This window comes from Streptomyces purpurascens, from assembly GCF_045040895.1.
GTDB lineage: Bacteria > Actinomycetota > Actinomycetes > Streptomycetales > Streptomycetaceae > Streptomyces > Streptomyces purpurascens.
This window is the reverse complement of the sequence record NZ_CP108341.1, coordinates 5,253,899-5,269,287: the sequence shown is the minus strand read 5'-3', so window position 1 is coordinate 5,269,287 and position 15,389 is coordinate 5,253,899. Positions and strand designations below refer to the sequence as shown.

Here is a 15,389-nt window from a genome sequence, read left to right as displayed (position 1 = left end):
GACGAAACTACGGACCCTTGCGGTCAAGTTCTGTCCGCAAGGGTCCGCGGCGACTGCCTACTGCTCCAGGTACAGGCTCAGGTGCTGTCCGGTGTGCGAGTGCGCCGCCTTCGCCAGTTCGGCGGGCGTGCCCGTGAAGACGATCTCGCCGCCGGTGTTGCCGCCCTCGGGCCCGAGGTCGATGACCCAGTCGGCCTGGGAGATCACGGCCAGGTCGTGCTCGATGACGATGACGGTGTTGCCCCGGTCGACGATCCGGTTCAGCAGTCCGACCAGGTTGTCGATGTCGGACAGGTGCAGGCCGGTGGTCGGCTCGTCGAGGATGTAGACCGTGCCCGAGCCGGAGAGCCGGTCGGCGAGCTTGAGCCGCTGGCGTTCACCGCCGGACAGCGTGGCCAGCGACTGGCCGAGACCGAGGTAGCCGATGCCGGTCTCGATCAGGGCGTTGGCCTTGGCGCGCAGCGGGCCCGAGAGGAAGAACTCCCCCGCCTCCTCGGCGGACATCGCCAGGACGTCCGCGATGTTCTTGCCGCGCACCCGGTGCTGGAGCACCGACTCCTTGAAGCGGCGGCCCTCGCAGACCTCGCAGTGCGTGGTGACCGGGTCCATGTAGGCGACCTCGGTGATGAGCAGGCCGCGGCCCTCGCACTCCTCGCACGCGCCCTTGGAGTTGAAGCTGAAGAGGGAGGCGTCCTCGCCGCTGGCCTTGGCGAAGAGCTTGCGGATCGGGTCCATCAGCTTGAGGTAGCTCGCCGGGGTGGACCGCGAGGAGCGCGGGATGGGCGACTGGTCGACGAAGACGGACCCCGGGTACTGGTCGCGGAAGGCGTGGGCGATCAGGGAGCTCTTGCCGGCGCCGGCGACTCCGGTGACGGCGGTGAGGACACCGCACGGGATCTCCGTCGAGACGTTCTTCAGGTTGTTGGCCGTGGCGTTGCGGATCGGCAGGGTCCGGCCCCAGGGGCGGGGGTTCTCCTTGATCCCGCCGGTGCGCCGCAGTCCCTGCCCGGTCAGCGTGTCGCTGGTGCGGAGTTCGCCGTAGGCGCCTTCGAAGACGATCGTGCCGCCGTGCACGCCGGCCCGCGGGCCGATCTCGACGACGTGGTCGGCGACCGCCATGACGTCGGGGTCGTGCTCCACGACGAGGACCGTGTTGCCCTTGTCGCGCAGCGCGCGCAGCAGGTCGTTGAGCCGGCTGACGTCGCGCGGGTGCAGGCCGACGCTGGGCTCGTCGAAGATGTAGGTCAGGCCGGTCAGTTCGCTGCCGAGGTGGTTGACGAGCTTGAGCCGCTGGCCCTCGCCCCCGGAGAGCGAGGTGGTGGACCGGTCGAGGGTGAGGTAGCCGAGGCCGATGGCCTGGATCTGCTCCAGCGTCTCGATGATGGTGGTGACGAGCGGGGTGTCGAGCCGCTCCCGGAGCGTGGCGACGACGCCGATGAGGTCGCTGACCTGCATCCGGGACCAGTCGGAGATGTTGTGGCCGTCGATGCGGGTGGCGAGCGCCTTCTGGTTGAGCCGGGCGCCCTCGCAGGTGGGGCAGACGCCGTCGGTGAAGAACTCGGCCGCCTTGTCGCGGGCCGCCTTGCTCATACCGCCGGTGTCCCGCTTGAGGTGGCGGCGGACGAAGCTGTCCACCAGGCCCTCGTAGCGCAGCGCCAGCACGTTGCCGTTGGGGTAGGTCACCTCGACCGTGCCGCTGCTGCCGTGCAGCAGGGTGTGCATCTCCTCGTCGGTGTAGTCCGCGAGCTTCTTCTCGGCGTCCAGGTGCTCGTACTTGGCGTAGAACTGCCAGTTGGCGCTGCCCACGGTGTAGCCGGGCAGGAGGATGGCGCCCTCGGCGATGGACTTGCCGGGGTCGGTCATCAGCTCGGGGCTGGGGCGCCGGGCGCGGCCGAGGCCCTCGCACTCGGGGCACATGCCCTTGGGGTCGTTGAAGGAGTAGAGCCAGGTCTGGCCGAGTCCGTCGTTGCCGTGGTTGGCGAAGAGCACGCGCATCACGGTGTAGACGTCGGTGACGGTGCCGACGGTGGAGCGGGCGTTGCCGCCGAGGGGGCGCTGGTCGACCACGACCGGGGTGGTCAGCCGGGTGACCGCGTCGACGTGCGGCCGTTCGAACTTGGGCAGGTCGTGCCGGATGTTCCAGGGGAAGGTGGCGTTGAGCTGCCGCTGGGCCTCCACGGCGACGGTGTCGAAGACCAGGGAGGACTTTCCGGAGCCGGAGACGCCGACGAAGACCGAGATCCGGTTCTTGGGGATGACGAGGGAGACGTCCTTCAGGTTGTTCTCTCGGGCACCTACGACCTGGATGCCCTCGTCGGTTGCGGTAACCGGCGTCTGGTTCACAAATCATCCTTTCCGCATCGTGTGGCTCGCCGGGCCGGTGTGCCCGTCGAGCTCACTGCATCTGCGTCTGCGCGCGGACGGCGCGCAGGAGTTCGGGGTCCTGCGGGTCGACCGTGGGGCCGAACCGGCCCACGGGTTCGCCGGTGGGCGAGACGAGGAACTTCTCGAAGTTCCAGCGCACGTCGCCGGTGTGGCCCTCCGCGTCGGCGCAGGGGGTCAGGGCGGCGTAGAGGGGGTGGCGGTCCGCGCCGTTGACGGCGGTCTTCTCGGTGAGCGGGAACGAGATCTGCCGCAGGGAGCAGAAGCCGGCGATCTCCTCGGGGGTGCCCGGCTCCTGCTCGCCGAACTGGTTGCAGGGCACTCCGATGACGCTGAGCCCGTCCTCGTGGTGACGGCGCGCGAGCGTGTCGAGTCCGGCGTACTGGCCGGCCAGGGCGCACTGGGACGCCACGTTGACGATGAGCAGGGTCCGGCCGCGGTGCCGGGCCAGCAGGTCGGGCTTGCCGTTGAGTTCCGCGATGGCGATGTCGAAAACGGTCATGCCGTGCACGCTAGGTTCACCGGCTCCAGTCGTGGTCGACGTCCCGTCGGGGGGCGGCCCGCCCCCCGACGGCGTACGAGTCGAGGGGCTGGCGGGAAAGCCGAGGGGATGTGAGCCGGCCCGGGGGATTGGCCGGCTCACATCCCCGGCTCAGGTGTTCCTACCGGCTCAGGGACCGGTACTTGCGGACGGCCAGCGGGAAGAAGACCGCGAAGATCGCGAGCGGCCAGACGAAGGACATGAGCATCGCGTGTTCGGCGATCCACGAGGTGCCGCCGACCCCGGGGTTGCCGAACAGCTCACGGGTGGCGTGGGCGGTGGACGACAGGGGGTTCCACTCGGCGATGGTCGCCAGCCAGCCCGGCATCATCTCCGGGGAGGCGAAGGTGTTGGCGACGATGCCCAGCGGGAACAGCAGGGTGTAGACGGCGGAGGCCGCCTCCGGGGTCTTGATGATCAGGCCGAGGTAGATGCCGACCCAGAGAAGGGCGAAGCGGAGGAGAAGCAGGAGCGCGAAGGCGCCGAGCGCCTGCATGAACCCGTCGCTCCAGCTCCACCCGGCGATGACGCCGCAGCCCATGAGGATCATCAGGACGACGGTGCTGTAGAGCATGTTGACGATGCTCTGCCCGATGACGACCGAGGCGGCCGACATGGGCATGGAGCGGAACCGGTCGGTGACACCCTTGGAGGCGTCGGCGGTGACGCCGGCCATGGTCTCGCCGATGCCGAAGGCCATCGACATGACGAACATGCCGGGCATCAGGAAGTCCATGTAGTCCCCGCCGCCCTCGACCTGCATCCCGCTGCCGAAGATGCCGCCGAAGAGCAGCACCATGAGGATCGGGAAGGCGAGGCCGGCGAGGATCTGGGTGGGGTTGCGGGCCCAGTGGGACAGTCCGCGGAGCGTGAGCGTCCAGGAGTCCGCGAGGACCCAGCCCAGTTTGGCCAGCGGGTTCCTGGGCAGTTCGGGCGCGATGATCGCGGTCATGACTGGGCGACCTCCTTGAGGCTCTGCTCGGCGGACGTGGCCGATCCGTTGCCGGTCAGGTTCAGGAACACCTCGTCGAGTGTGGGCCTGCGCAGGGCGATGTCCTCGGCCTCGATGCCGGCGTCGTCGAGCTCCCGGGTGACCGCGGTGAGGGCGGCGACCCGGTTGTCGACGACGACGCTGACGCGCCGGTTGTCGGTGTCCGTCTCGGGCTCGGCCCGCAGCAGGGCGCCGATCATGCGGCCGGCCCGTTCGAGGTCGTGGGAGCGGCGGAGCACGACGTCGATCCGGTCTCCGCCGATCTTGTTCTTGAGCTGGTCCGGGGTGCCGGACTCGACGACCCTGCCGTTGTCGATGAGGGCGATCTTGTCGGCCAGCTGGTCGGCCTCTTCGAGGTACTGGGTGGTCAGCATGACCGTGCGGCCCTCGGAGACCAGGCCGCGGACGGACTCCCAGACGTCGTTGCGACCCCGCGGGTCGAGCCCGGTGGTGGGCTCGTCGAGGAACAGCACGGAGGGGGCCAGGATGAGACTGGCGGCGAGGTCGAGCCGCCGTCGCATACCGCCTGAGTACTGCTTGGCCGGCTTTCCGGCGGCCTCGGTCAGGCCGAAGCGCTCCAGCAGTTCGTCGGCCCGGCTCTGCGCGTTGCGCTTGCCGATGTGGTATAAGCGCCCGAACATCACGAGGTTCTGACGGCCGCTCAGGTCCTCGTCCACCGCGGCGTGCTGTCCGAGGAGTCCGATGCTGTAGCGGACCTGCGCCGACTGGGTGGCGACGTCGTAGCCGGCGACCCGGGCGATGCCCTCGTCGTACTTCAGCAGGGTGGAGAGGATGCGGACCGCGGTGGTCTTTCCGGCGCCGTTCGGGCCGAGAAGGCCGTATACGACGCCTCGGGGTACCTCCAGGTCGAGTCCCGCGAGGGCCTCCTTGTCGCCGTACTTCTTCTTCAGAGCTTCGGTCTGGATCGCCAAATCGGCGCCGCCCATGCCCGCCCCTTCTTTCGGGTGCTCAAATTTGGGTACCCGGCGAGCATAGAGGAGGGCGACCCGGATATTCAAGTTTTAGTACCCCCCGTCGGCGCCCTCCTCCCGGACGTCCCAGTGGTCACGGTGGGCGGCGTACCACTCGACCGTCTCGCGCAGTCCGTCCTCCAGCGACCACCGCGGCGCGTAGCCGAGTTCGCGGCGGATCTTGGAGTCGTCCACCGCGTAGCGGAAGTCGTGCCCCTTGCGGTCGGCCACCCGCTGGACCAGGTCCCAGTCGCGCCCGCAGAGCTTCAGGAGACGGCCGGTCATCTCCTTGTTGGTCAGATGGGTGCCGCCGCCGATGTTGTAGATCTCCCCCGGCCGGCCCTCGTCCAGCACCAGCCGCACGGCCCGGCAGTGGTCGTCGACGTGCAGCCACTCCCGCAGGTTCGAGCCGTCCCCGTACAGCGGGACCGGCTGCCCGTCGAGGAGCCGGGTGACGAACAGCGGGACCAGCTTCTCGGGGTGCTGGCCGGGGCCGTAGTTGTTGGCGCACCGGGTGACGCGCACGTCGAGGCCGTGGGTGCGCCAGTACGAACGGGCGATCAGATCGGCCGACGCCTTGGACGCCGCGTACGGGGAGTTGGGCAGCAGCGGCTCGTCCTCCGTCCAGCGTCCCTCGGCGATGGAGCCGTACGTCTCGTCCGTGGAGACCTGGACGAAGACGCCCGTCCCGTGCCGCAGCGCCGCTTCGAGCAGGGCCTGCGTGCCGAGCACGTTCGTGCGGACGAAGGCCTCGGCGCCCGCCACCGAACGGTCCACGTGCGACTCCGCGGCGAAGTGCACCACCGCCTCGTGACCCGGGAAGACCTTGTCCAGCAGCGGGGTGTCGCAGATGTCGCCGTGCACGAAGGTCAGCCGCGGATGGTGCGAGGGCAGGTTGTTCAGCGTCCCCGCGTAGGTGAGCTTGTCCACGACGGTCACCCGGTCGTCCTCGTGCCCCGGGTAACCGCCGCTCAGCAGTGTTCTGACGAAGTGCGAGCCGATGAACCCGGCCGCACCGGTCACCAGGATGTTCACGCTTCTCCCGTCCTTCGTCCCGTCAGCGAGCCGCGACCGGCGACCGGTGACGTGCGGTCAGCTTCTCCAGCGTCGGCACCACTTCGTTGGGGCTCGGCGCCGACAGCATGGCCAGGCGCAGCCGCCGTGCCCCCTCCGTGAACGCCGGGTCGTCGAGCACCCGGACGAGCTTGTCGCGCAGGATGTCGACGGTCAGGCCCTCGGAGTGCAGATGCAGCCCCGCGCCCAGCTCCTCCACCCGCTGAGCCCGGTAGATCGCGTCCCACATCCAGCCGAGCGCCACCTGCGGCACCCCGTAGGCGGCGGCGGTCGCCCAGGTGCCCGCGCCGCCGTGGTGCACGACCGCCGAGCAGGTGGGCAGCAGGCCCAGCAGCGCCACGTGGTCGACCACCCGCGTGTTGTCCGGCACCCGCGACACCTGGGCGAGTTCCTTCTCGCCGAGGGTCGCCACCACCTCGACGTCCAGGTCGGCCAGCGAGGCGAAGACGTCGTTCACGTCGACGGCGTTGGGGAACTCCGTGTCCCGGATGGTGAGCCCGAGGGTGAGGCAGACCCGGCGGCGCTCCGGCGGGCGGCGCAGCCAGTCCGGTACGACGGCCGGGCCGGGCCCGTTGTACGGCACGTAGCGCGTGGGCACCGTCGGCAGCCCCAGCTCCATCCGCACCCCGGGGGGCATCTGGTCGACCGACCACTGTCCCGTGACCACGTCGGCGTCGAAGGCGGCCCCGTGCCGGTCCAGGGTGTACGCCAGCCACTCCTCCAGCGGGTCGTCGCGCAGTTCCGCGGGCAGGTCCGCCTGCCGCCGGCGCAGCGTCAGATGGGTGTTGGCGAAGAGGTCGGGGAAGGCCAGCAGCCGGGCGTGGGCGGCCCCGGTCGCCTTGGCGGCGACGGCCCCGGCGAAGGTGAAGGGCTCCCAGAGCACCAGGTCCGGCTGCCAGAAGCGGGCGTAGTCGACGAGCTCGTCGATCATCGAGTCGTTGTTGATCTGGGCGTAGAAGGTCGCCGTCAGCATCGCGTTCGACGCCCGGAGGTAGTCGAGGCTCAGCCGCTCGGGACGGTTCTCCAGATAGTCGCGGTCCATGTGGTGCATGAGCATCCCGGGACCGACGGTGGGGATGACGGCGTCCATCCGGTGGTTCTCGCCCACCGGCACGGCCGTCAGACCGGCCCGGGTGATGCTCTCGACCGCGGCCGGCTGGCCGGCCACCCGGACCTCGTGCCCGGCGGTCCGCAGCGCCCAGGCGAGCGGGACGACGCCGTTGAGATGGGCGTCCTGTGCGAAGGCTGTCAGCAGTACACGCACCGCGGTGCTCCTCCCCTGGTACGGGCCGGCCCGGTCATGCGACCGGGAAGCGCAGAACGCCGTGCAGCACCGCCGAGCGCATGCGGCGCAGTACCTCGGCGTTCGTGCGCAGGGCGGGCCGGAGTGCGGCCAGGGCGCGGACCGCGGCCTCGGTCTGGACGCGGACCAGCGCGTCGGTGACCGGCGCGGCGGGGCCGCCGAGGAGGGTGAGCGACCGGTCGCCGTCACCGCGGCCGGGCGTGAAGGCGTCCGGGTCGGCGAAGGCCTCCGGGTCCCGGTTGGCCGCGTCGACGAGCACCACCACGCGGCGGCCCTCCTCGATCGTCTTGCCGTCGAACTCGACCTGCTCGCGGGCGATACGGCTCTCGAACCGCAGCGGCGGAGCCAGCCGCAGGGCCTCCCGGACCGCGCCCGGGGCCGCCGCGGGGTCCTGCCCGATCCGCTGCCACTCCTCCGGGTGCGCCAGCAGGACCTCGACGGCGTTGCACACGGCGGTCGCCGTGACCTCGACGCCCACCACGACGGCGAGCGCGCCGATCGCGACCGCGTCCTGCGGCGACACCCCGGCGAGCCCGGTGGCACGGCCGGCCTCCACCAGGCCGGTCAGCTCCGCGGACAGGCCCGACACCGCCGTGAGCAGCGCCCGGGCGGTCCCCAGCTGCTGCGGGCAGTGGCCGGCGTCCAGAGCGGTGGCGAGGCCCGCGTGCAGTTCGGGCAGGCGCTCGCGGGTCTCGGCGGGCAGGCCCAGCACATCGGCCACCACCCGCAGGGCGGCCGGGACGGCGAAGTCCCGGTACAGGTCGAACCGTTCGCCCGTCGCGGCGAGCGTCTCGCGGTAGGCCGCCTCGATCTCCGGCGCCCGCGCCGCGAGCGCCTCGGCCGACAGCAGCGGCGCGGCGGCCTCGGCGAGCGCGCGGTACGCGGCCGGGTCGAGGTTGAGGCGGGCGTCGTCGAGCGGGACGACATGGCACAGCAGGGGGTTTTCCCAGACGTCGACGCCCGGGTGGGACTGCGGCCCCTCCTCGGCGTGGCGCGGGGAGAACCGCGGGTCGCCGAGGATGCGGGCGCCGAGCTCGCGGCTCGCGGTCACCCACGCCCCGACGCTGCTCTCGTGCAGGCCCTGTTCGCGGGCGCGTGCCCCGTGGTCGAGCGGGTCGTCGTCACCGGCGCGCAGGATCATGGCGAAGGGATCGCCCTGGGCGCCGAAGATGAACTGCACGCCTCGGATGGTCAGCAGATGCCGGCCCAACTCGCTGTTGGTCTGATCGGTCAGCATGACACCGTCCTCGAAAGAAGAAGGGTGAAGAGGGAAGAAGCAGGGGCGAAGCGCCACCGGCGACGCTAGGCCGCGTGCCTACAAAGGCACTCGACACGCGCTACACGCCCAGAGCCCCGGCTGCGGCGTGTACGGCGGCCACGTCCTGGTCGGCCGTGCCGGGCCTGGCCGGCAGCAGGGGGACGACGGCCGAGCGGCCGGAGCGCACGGCCGGGTGACGGCGGGCCAGCTGGGACAGTCCCTGGCCCGGACCGGCCTCGACGAGCACCAGGTCTCCATCGGCGAGGAGCGCGTCGAGGGCGGGCCAGAAGAGCACCGGCGCGACCGGGTGACGGGACCAGAAGGCCGGGTCCTTGGTCTCCGCGGGGGTCAGGAACCGGGCCGTGTACCCGGACATGACCGGGATGCGGGGCTCGCCGACGGGGAGGGCGGCGATCCGCTCGCCGGCTCCGCGCATGGCCGGGGCCAGGGAAGGACTGTGGAACGCCGTGGAGGCCGGCACGCGCTGGAGCACGAACCCGGCGTCGGCGAGTGCCGCCGTGACGGTGCGCAGCGGGTCGTCGAGGCCGGCGAGGACCGTCTGGCGCAGGGCGTTGACGGCGCCGACGACCACGCCGTCGGTGAGGAAGGGCGCCACCTCGTCCTGGCCGGCCGCGACGGCGACCATCCCGCCGGGCGGCGCCTGGGCCAGCCGTCCGACGCGGTCGTGCACCAGGGCGGCGGCGTCCCGCAGCGTGAAGACGCCGGAGAGGACCGCGGCCGCCACCTCGCCGATGCTGTGCCCGAGCAGGGCGACGGGCCGTACGCCCCAGTCGAGGACGAGCCGCCCGAGGGCGTAGTCGACCGCGAACAGCAGCGGCTGGGAGCGGGTGACGTGGTCCATCACCGCGGTGTCATCCGTTCCCAGCCAGTCCTCGCGCAGTCCGGTGCTGTGGCCGCCGAGGTCCGTCAGCGCGGTCAGGGCCTCGTCCATCGCCTCGGCGAAGACGGGCTCGGCGTCCAGGAGTCCCGCGGCCATGCGCAGGTGCTGCGAGCCCTGGCCGGGCAGCAGCAGGGCGACCGGGCGAGCGGTGCCGTTCATCGGTCCCTCCAGGAAGGCGTGTTAAGGATCTCGACCACGGCGCAGGACCAGCTGAAGCCGGCGCCGACGCCGAAGAGCAGGCACGTGTCACCGGGCCCGAGCGCCCCGCCGCTGACCAGGTGGTCGAGTCCGGCGAAGGGGTCTCCGGCGCCCAGGTGCCCGATCGTCCGGCTCCAGGACCAGGTGCTGCGCGCGGGGTCGATGCCGAACTTGGCGAAGTAGGCGACATGGAGCCTGCGGTGGCCGAGGTGCGGCAGCACGAACCGGTCGATGTCCGCGAGGCCGAGCCCGGCGTCGGCGAGCGCCTGCTTGACGACGGACTCCTGCGCGGCGGCGACCCGGGCGACGGTCGGGGCCACGCCGTGGCGGGCCAGGAAGTCCCGCTTGTGCGCCTCCAGATCGACGACGTCACGGTGGCTGAAGGGGGCGGGGCCGAACGGGTCGTCGCCGCGGTGCATGCCCTCCAGGTCGGGTGCGGAGACGGTCGCGACGCTGCGGACCCGGGCGAAGCCGGAGTGCCGCGAGACCACGAGGGCGGTGCCGCCGTCGCCGTAGACGGTTCCGGGGTCGCTGCGCCACCGGTCGAAGCCCGGCGGGCAGAACCGGTCGCCGGTGGTCACCAGGGCAGCGACCCGGGCCGGGTCCGCGGCCAGGTAGGCCCAGGCCAGGTCGAGTGCCGCCATGCCGCCGTTGGAGACCTGCCGGACCTCCAGCGCGGGGCACTGGTTGCCGACGGCGGTCCGCTGGACGTAGGAGGCGGGGGCCCACAGGTCGAAGCCCTGGTAGTAGAAGCTGGCGTGCAGCACCAGGTCGATGTCGCCCGGTTCGGCCGCGGCCCGCTCCAGCGCGGTCCGGGCGGCCCGGGCCGCCATCTCGGGTGCCGGCTCCCCCGCGGAGACCGTCACCGACTCCATCCGGGTGGAGCGGGCGACGGCGGCATCGCACCGCCCGTCGGCGACCGCGTCCGCGACCCGTTCGACTGGGGGCAGCCAGGTCCCGGTCGCCCGGATGTACAACTCGCCGCCGTTCACACCGCCCCCCTCTCCCCGGACGGGCACGCGAGGGCATCGGCGGACATGGAGCGACCCTCCGCGACCCACTCGACGGACGACAGCCACGCCCCCGTCACCCGGATGTACAACTCGCCGCCGTTCACGCCGCCACCTTCCGCCCGGACCCCGCGATCGCTTCGGCGGGCGCGGGGGCCCGTACGACCATGGCGCTGTTGAAGCCGTGGTGGCCACGGGCGAGGACCAGTGCCGCGCTGCCGGAGACCGGCCGGGGTCCGCCGACGACGAGGTCGAGGCCGTAGGCGTCGGGAACCCGGGTGACGTTGACCGTGGGCGGGGCGAGCCCGTCGCGCAGGGTCAGCAGGGCGGTCACCACGTCGAGCGGACCGGCGCCGGAGTAGAGCCGGCCGGTGGCCGTCTTCGGCACGGTGACCGGGACTCCGCCCGCGCCGAAGACCGCGGTCAGCGCCTCGGCCTCGGCCGCGTCGAGTTCGGGCACGCCCGCGCCGTCGGCGAAGACGACGGCGATGTCCTCCGGATCGGCTCCGGCGTCGGCGAGCGCCTGCTCGACGGCCCGGCGCAGGGTCGGGGGCCGCCCCGACCCGGGGCGCGGGTCGAAGGTGGCGCCGAATCCGGCGATCTCGCCGTAGGGGTGACGCCCCCGGGCACGGGCCCCTTCGGCGCTCTCCAGGGTGAGCAGCGCGCCGCCCTCGCCGGGCAGATGACCGGAGGCCCGGTCGTCGAAGGGCAGGTAGGCGTCGGCGGTGAGCCGTCCGCCGGCCAGCTGGGCGGCCATGCCGTACGGGCACAGGGAGCAGTCCATGCCGCCGGAGATCATCAGCTGTGCACCGGAGCGGATCTGGCGTCCGGCGTGGGCGAGGGCGTCCAGGCCCCCGGCCTGCTCGCCGACGAAGACGCCGGTCGGCCCGTTCATGCCGTGCCGGATGGAGATCTGGCCGGTGTTGACGGCGTAGAACCAGGCGAAGGACATGTAGGCGCTGACCTTCTTGGGGGACTCGCCCCACAGGTGCTGCAGTTCGCGCTGGCCGAAGCCGAAGCCGCCGGAGGAGCCGGCAGTGACGACGCCGCGTGCCAGCGACGGCACGGAGTCGAGGTCGATGCCGGCGTCGGCGACGGCCCAGTCGGCAGCGGCCAGGGCGAACTGGGTCATGCGGTCGGTCTGCGGGATCAGCCGGCTGGGCAGGTGGTCGCCCGCCTCGAACCCGGTCACCTCGCCCGCCCGCCGCGTGGGATAGCGGGTGGGGTCGAACGCCTGGACGCGCCGGATGCCGTCCTCGCCGCGCAGCGTCGCCGCCCAGTACGCGTCGAGTCCGATGCCGGTGGGGGCGACGACCCCGATGCCCGTGACCACGACCGGGGTCATGCGGCACGCCCCTCGGGCCGGCGCAGCACCATGGCGCTCTGGAAGCCGCCGAAGCCGCTGCCCACGGTGAGCGCGGCCGACATGTCGCGCTCCCTGGCGTGCAGGGGGACGTAGTCCAGGTCGAGTTCGGGGTCGGGGTCGGTCAGGTTCGCGGTGGGCGGGATGACGCCGTGTTCGAGGGCCAGCGCGGTGGCGGCGACCTCGATGGAGCCGATCGCGCCCAGCGAGTGCCCGATCATCGACTTGATGGAGCTGACCGGGACCCGGTGGGCCGCTGCCCCGAGGCTGCGCTTGAGGGCGGCGGTCTCGTGCACGTCGTTCTGCTTGGTGGCGGTGCCGTGGGCGTTGACGTAGCCGAGCGCGTCGGGGCCGAGGCGGGCCTCGTCGAGGGCGGCGTCGACGGCGGCGGCCAGTTCGCGTCCGTCGGTGCGCAGTCCGGTCATGTGGTACGCGTTGCCGCGCGAGGCGTAGCCGGCGATCTCGGCGTACACATGGGCGCCCCGGGCCCGGGCCGCGGTGAGTTCCTCGAGGACCAGGACGGCGGCGCCCTCGCCGAGGACGAAGCCGTTGCGGGTGCGGTCGAAGGGGCGCAGCGCGGTCGCCGGGTCGTCGTTGCGGGGCGAGGTGGCCCGGATGGCGTCGAAGCAGGCCACGGTGATCGGGGAGATGGGGGCGTCGGTGGCCCCGGCGATCATCACGTCGGCCAGGCCCTCGCGGATGAGGGCCACCGCGTGCCCGACCGAGTCGAGGCCGGAGGTGCAGCCGGCCGAGACGACGGTGCAGGGGCCTTCGGCGCCGGCCTCCCAGGCGAGCTCGGCCGCCATGGAGCTCGGCACGAAGTGGTCGTAGAGCTGGGCGCTCGCGGCGGTGTGGTCGACCAGCCACTCCTGTCCGCCGCCGCTCAGGGCCAGATACTCCTGTTCGAGTTTCTGGGTGCAGCCGACCGCGCTGCCGAGGCTGACGCCGGTGCGGTGGGCGGTCTCCGGGTCGGGCTCCAGGCCGCTGTCGGTGACGGCCTCGCGCAGCGCGACCAGGGCGAACTGCGCCGCCCTGTCGAGCCGTTCGGCGTCCTCGGCGCTCAGCCCCTGCTCCGCGGCGTCGAAGTCGCACTCGGCGGCGATCCGGGAGCGGAAGGGGGCGGGGTCGAAGAGGCTGATGGTCCGGGTGGCGGTGCGGCCGCCGGTGATGGTCTGCCAGAACTGCTTGGTGCCGATGCCGCCGGGGGCCACCACGCCGATGCCGGTGATCACGACCCGCCGGGTCATCGTGCCTCCCCGATCGCGCTGTGCCGCTCCAGGTAGAGGTTGGAGCTGCTGGTGCTGATGGCCCGCAGCGCCTCGGCGTGCGGCCGGAAGTCGGCCTGGCCGACGGCGGCACGGAAGGCGGCGACATCGGACCAGCGGGCGATGTTGACGTAGCTGTGCGGCTTCTCCAGGTGGCGTACGAGGGTGTAGCCGAGGAATCCGGGCTGGCGCTCCATGAAGCGTGCCGTGCGGGCGAAGACGTCCTCGAACTCCTCCGGGGAGGTGCGAAGCGTGAAGCTGTTCACGAAGGTGGCCGGGCCGCCGGTGGCGGGGCCGGGCTGATCGGCTGACATGGGATCGGTGCTCCTCATCGTCCGGGCGTCCGGCGACGCGTACGCCGAGGTCAGACTGAAACCCTCCGGCGCGTTCCTCGCGGCGGCCTAGTAGACGGCTGGATCCCGCCCCCGGTCAGGGGCCCCGGCGCCCCAGCCGCACGGGGGTGCCGACGTCCCGCCGCCAGGCGTGGCCGAGTCCGGCGACGGCGGCGATGACACTCCAGCCGGCCAGCTCACCGCCCTGGTAGCGGACGATGTCGGAGCCGCTGCGCCGGGGCAGGGCCCGGCCCGCGACGATCTCGGCGAGCGCGAGCGGCTCCTGCGGGGTGCCCGCGGAGCGGCCGCCGGGGGGAGCGATGCCGACGTGCCGGACGGCGGGGGCCGAGGCGGGCGGCGCGGCCCCGGGCGGCCGGGCGGTCGGGCCGGTGTCGCCGCCGAAGGGGCGAACGCCGATCACCGGATCGCGGGGGTCACCCGGCGCGGCCGTCACGACTGTCGCGGTCTGGTCGATCAGGAGCGCTCCGGCCGCGAGCCATTCGGCGCGGACGGGCGGGTGGCCTCCGGTGGTGGCGACGACGTCGGCGCCCGCGGCGGTGGTACGGGCGTCCTCGGACACGCGCACCCTCAGGCCGGTGCGCAGGGCGGCGGCGGTGGCGAAGTCCCGGGCCCGGTCCGGCTCCCGGCCGACGACACGCACCTCGGAGAGGGAGGGCAGGGCGTGGTGCAGGACCAGAAGGCAGGACCAGGCCGCCTCTCCGGTGCCGAAGAGGCCGAGCGCGGAGGGGGCCGGCGGGGCGAGGTACCGCGCGGCGAGTCCGGCGGGGATGGCGCCGCGCCAGCCGTCGAGGGCGCCGGCGTCCACGAGGCCGAGGAGGGACCCGTCGTCGGCGAGCAGCAGTTCCACGCACGTGGCGGACAGGTCCGCGCCGGGTTCGAGACGGACGGCGAAGCAGCGGCCGAAGGGGCCGGAAGCGTGCGGTCCCACGGTCAGCCGGCAGTGCGTGGCGGGGAGCAGGACCAGGGTCTCGGGGCCGAGCGCCGGACCGTGGCCGAGGAGCAGTCGCTGGACGTCGGAGAACCGCTCCTCCATGAAGGCCTCGTCGTCGAAGGCGTCGTCCACGTCTTCCGAGGTCAGCATGATCGGCACAGCGATCGTCCTCTCGGGACCGGCGTCATGGGTATACAAAGTTGAGTATCACGGGAGGCGTGCCGTCCTCCACCCGATCCCGATCAACGGCCGGAAGGGCTCCCCGTCAGGCGCCCTTCTCCTCCCCCGCCATGACGTAGGCACCCGCCTCCAGGCGCTCGATCAGCGCCTCGGTCCAGGCGGCCTGACTGGCGGCGCCGTGCTCCCAGAGGCCGAGGAGCTCACGGATGTGGGCCCGCTGCGGCCGCTCGCCGGCCGTCTCGTCGACCTTGGCGATCAGCTCCGACTGTTCGGCCGAGAGCGACGCGATGCGCTCGCGCAGCAGAGCGATCGCCTCCTTGCGGCTGAGCGCGGGCAGCAGGACGAGCGCCGCGCCCAGCATGTCGGGCCGGTTGTTCCCCTGGCGCAGCGCGTCACGCAGCAGCCGGAAGAACTCCTCGTCGCCCGGGGGCGCGATCTCGTAGTCGACCCGGCCCGGCCAGTCCGGGATGTCGGTCGACTTCAGCAGCCCGTCCTTGGCCAGCTGCCGGAGCGCGTGGTAGATCGAGCCGAACTTGATGTGCGCCCATTCGTCGGCACCCCAGGACAGCAGCTCGGAACGGACCAGATAGCCGTGCGCCCGGCCGTGCATGCGCACGACGCCCAGGACGAGCAATCTCGTGGCAGACATCGTCTCCCTGCTGAATCTC

At 72.4% G+C, this 15,389-nt stretch carries 14 protein-coding genes; all 14 read right to left on the bottom strand.

Annotation, left to right across the window (positions count from 1 at the left end; all coding sequences use genetic code 11):
* Positions 1 to 57 precede the first annotated feature (57 nt).
* On the bottom strand, positions 58 to 2,343 hold the full coding sequence (locus tag OHU35_RS24025; protein ID WP_189725843.1) for an excinuclease ABC subunit UvrA: 2,286 nt from the start codon (positions 2,341 to 2,343) through the stop codon (positions 58 to 60).
* Positions 2,344 to 2,395: 52 nt separating this feature from the next.
* The gene (locus tag OHU35_RS24020; RefSeq protein WP_184594731.1) at positions 2,396 to 2,884 is read right to left on the bottom strand and encodes a glutathione peroxidase; all 489 of its coding nucleotides are present in this window, start codon (positions 2,882 to 2,884) and stop codon (positions 2,396 to 2,398) included.
* 160 nt (positions 2,885 to 3,044) lie between these two features.
* Positions 3,045 to 3,875, bottom strand: coding sequence for an ABC transporter permease (locus tag OHU35_RS24015; RefSeq protein WP_189725842.1), 831 nt, complete (start codon positions 3,873 to 3,875; stop codon positions 3,045 to 3,047).
* On the bottom strand, positions 3,872 to 4,861 hold the full coding sequence (locus OHU35_RS24010; RefSeq protein WP_189725841.1) for an ATP-binding cassette domain-containing protein: 990 nt from the start codon (positions 4,859 to 4,861) through the stop codon (positions 3,872 to 3,874). The genes OHU35_RS24015 and OHU35_RS24010 overlap by 4 nt, the downstream gene beginning before the upstream one ends.
* 75 nt (positions 4,862 to 4,936) lie before the next feature.
* Positions 4,937 to 5,920, bottom strand: coding sequence for a dTDP-glucose 4,6-dehydratase (gene rfbB / locus OHU35_RS24005; protein WP_405506798.1), 984 nt, complete (start codon positions 5,918 to 5,920; stop codon positions 4,937 to 4,939).
* A gap of 22 nt (positions 5,921 to 5,942) precedes the next feature.
* On the bottom strand, positions 5,943 to 7,223 hold the full coding sequence (locus OHU35_RS24000) for an activator-dependent family glycosyltransferase (protein WP_405506796.1): 1,281 nt from the start codon (positions 7,221 to 7,223) through the stop codon (positions 5,943 to 5,945).
* Positions 7,224 to 7,257: 34 nt separating this feature from the next.
* Complete coding sequence (locus tag OHU35_RS23995) at positions 7,258 to 8,499, bottom strand: P450-derived glycosyltransferase activator (RefSeq protein ID WP_359890488.1); 1,242 nt, start codon at positions 8,497 to 8,499, stop codon at positions 7,258 to 7,260.
* 100 nt (positions 8,500 to 8,599) lie between these two features.
* Positions 8,600 to 9,580, bottom strand: coding sequence for an acyltransferase domain-containing protein (locus OHU35_RS23990; protein WP_405506793.1), 981 nt, complete (start codon positions 9,578 to 9,580; stop codon positions 8,600 to 8,602).
* Positions 9,577 to 10,611, bottom strand: a complete 1,035-nt coding sequence (locus OHU35_RS23985) for a ketoacyl-ACP synthase III family protein (protein WP_189725836.1) — start codon at positions 10,609 to 10,611, stop codon at positions 9,577 to 9,579. Before OHU35_RS23985 ends, OHU35_RS23990 begins: the two co-directional genes overlap by 4 nt.
* A 121-nt stretch (positions 10,612 to 10,732) precedes the next feature.
* On the bottom strand, positions 10,733 to 11,974 hold the full coding sequence (locus OHU35_RS23980) for a ketosynthase chain-length factor (protein ID WP_405506791.1): 1,242 nt from the start codon (positions 11,972 to 11,974) through the stop codon (positions 10,733 to 10,735).
* Positions 11,971 to 13,239 (bottom strand): beta-ketoacyl synthase, encoded by a 1,269-nt coding sequence (locus tag OHU35_RS23975; protein WP_189725834.1) that lies wholly within the window; start codon positions 13,237 to 13,239, stop codon positions 11,971 to 11,973. Before OHU35_RS23975 ends, OHU35_RS23980 begins: the two co-directional genes overlap by 4 nt.
* Positions 13,236 to 13,571, bottom strand: a complete 336-nt coding sequence (locus OHU35_RS23970; RefSeq protein ID WP_189725833.1) for an antibiotic biosynthesis monooxygenase — start codon at positions 13,569 to 13,571, stop codon at positions 13,236 to 13,238. Before OHU35_RS23970 ends, OHU35_RS23975 begins: the two co-directional genes overlap by 4 nt.
* Before the next feature lie 115 nt (positions 13,572 to 13,686).
* Positions 13,687 to 14,691 carry a hypothetical protein gene (locus OHU35_RS23965; protein ID WP_405506789.1) on the bottom strand — a complete coding sequence of 335 codons (1,005 nt, stop codon included), beginning with the start codon at positions 14,689 to 14,691 and terminating at the stop codon, positions 13,687 to 13,689.
* A 115-nt stretch (positions 14,692 to 14,806) separates the two neighbouring features.
* Positions 14,807 to 15,370, bottom strand: a complete 564-nt coding sequence (locus tag OHU35_RS23960) for a PadR family transcriptional regulator (protein ID WP_189725831.1) — start codon at positions 15,368 to 15,370, stop codon at positions 14,807 to 14,809.
* Between the last annotated feature and the right edge of the window lie 19 nt (positions 15,371 to 15,389).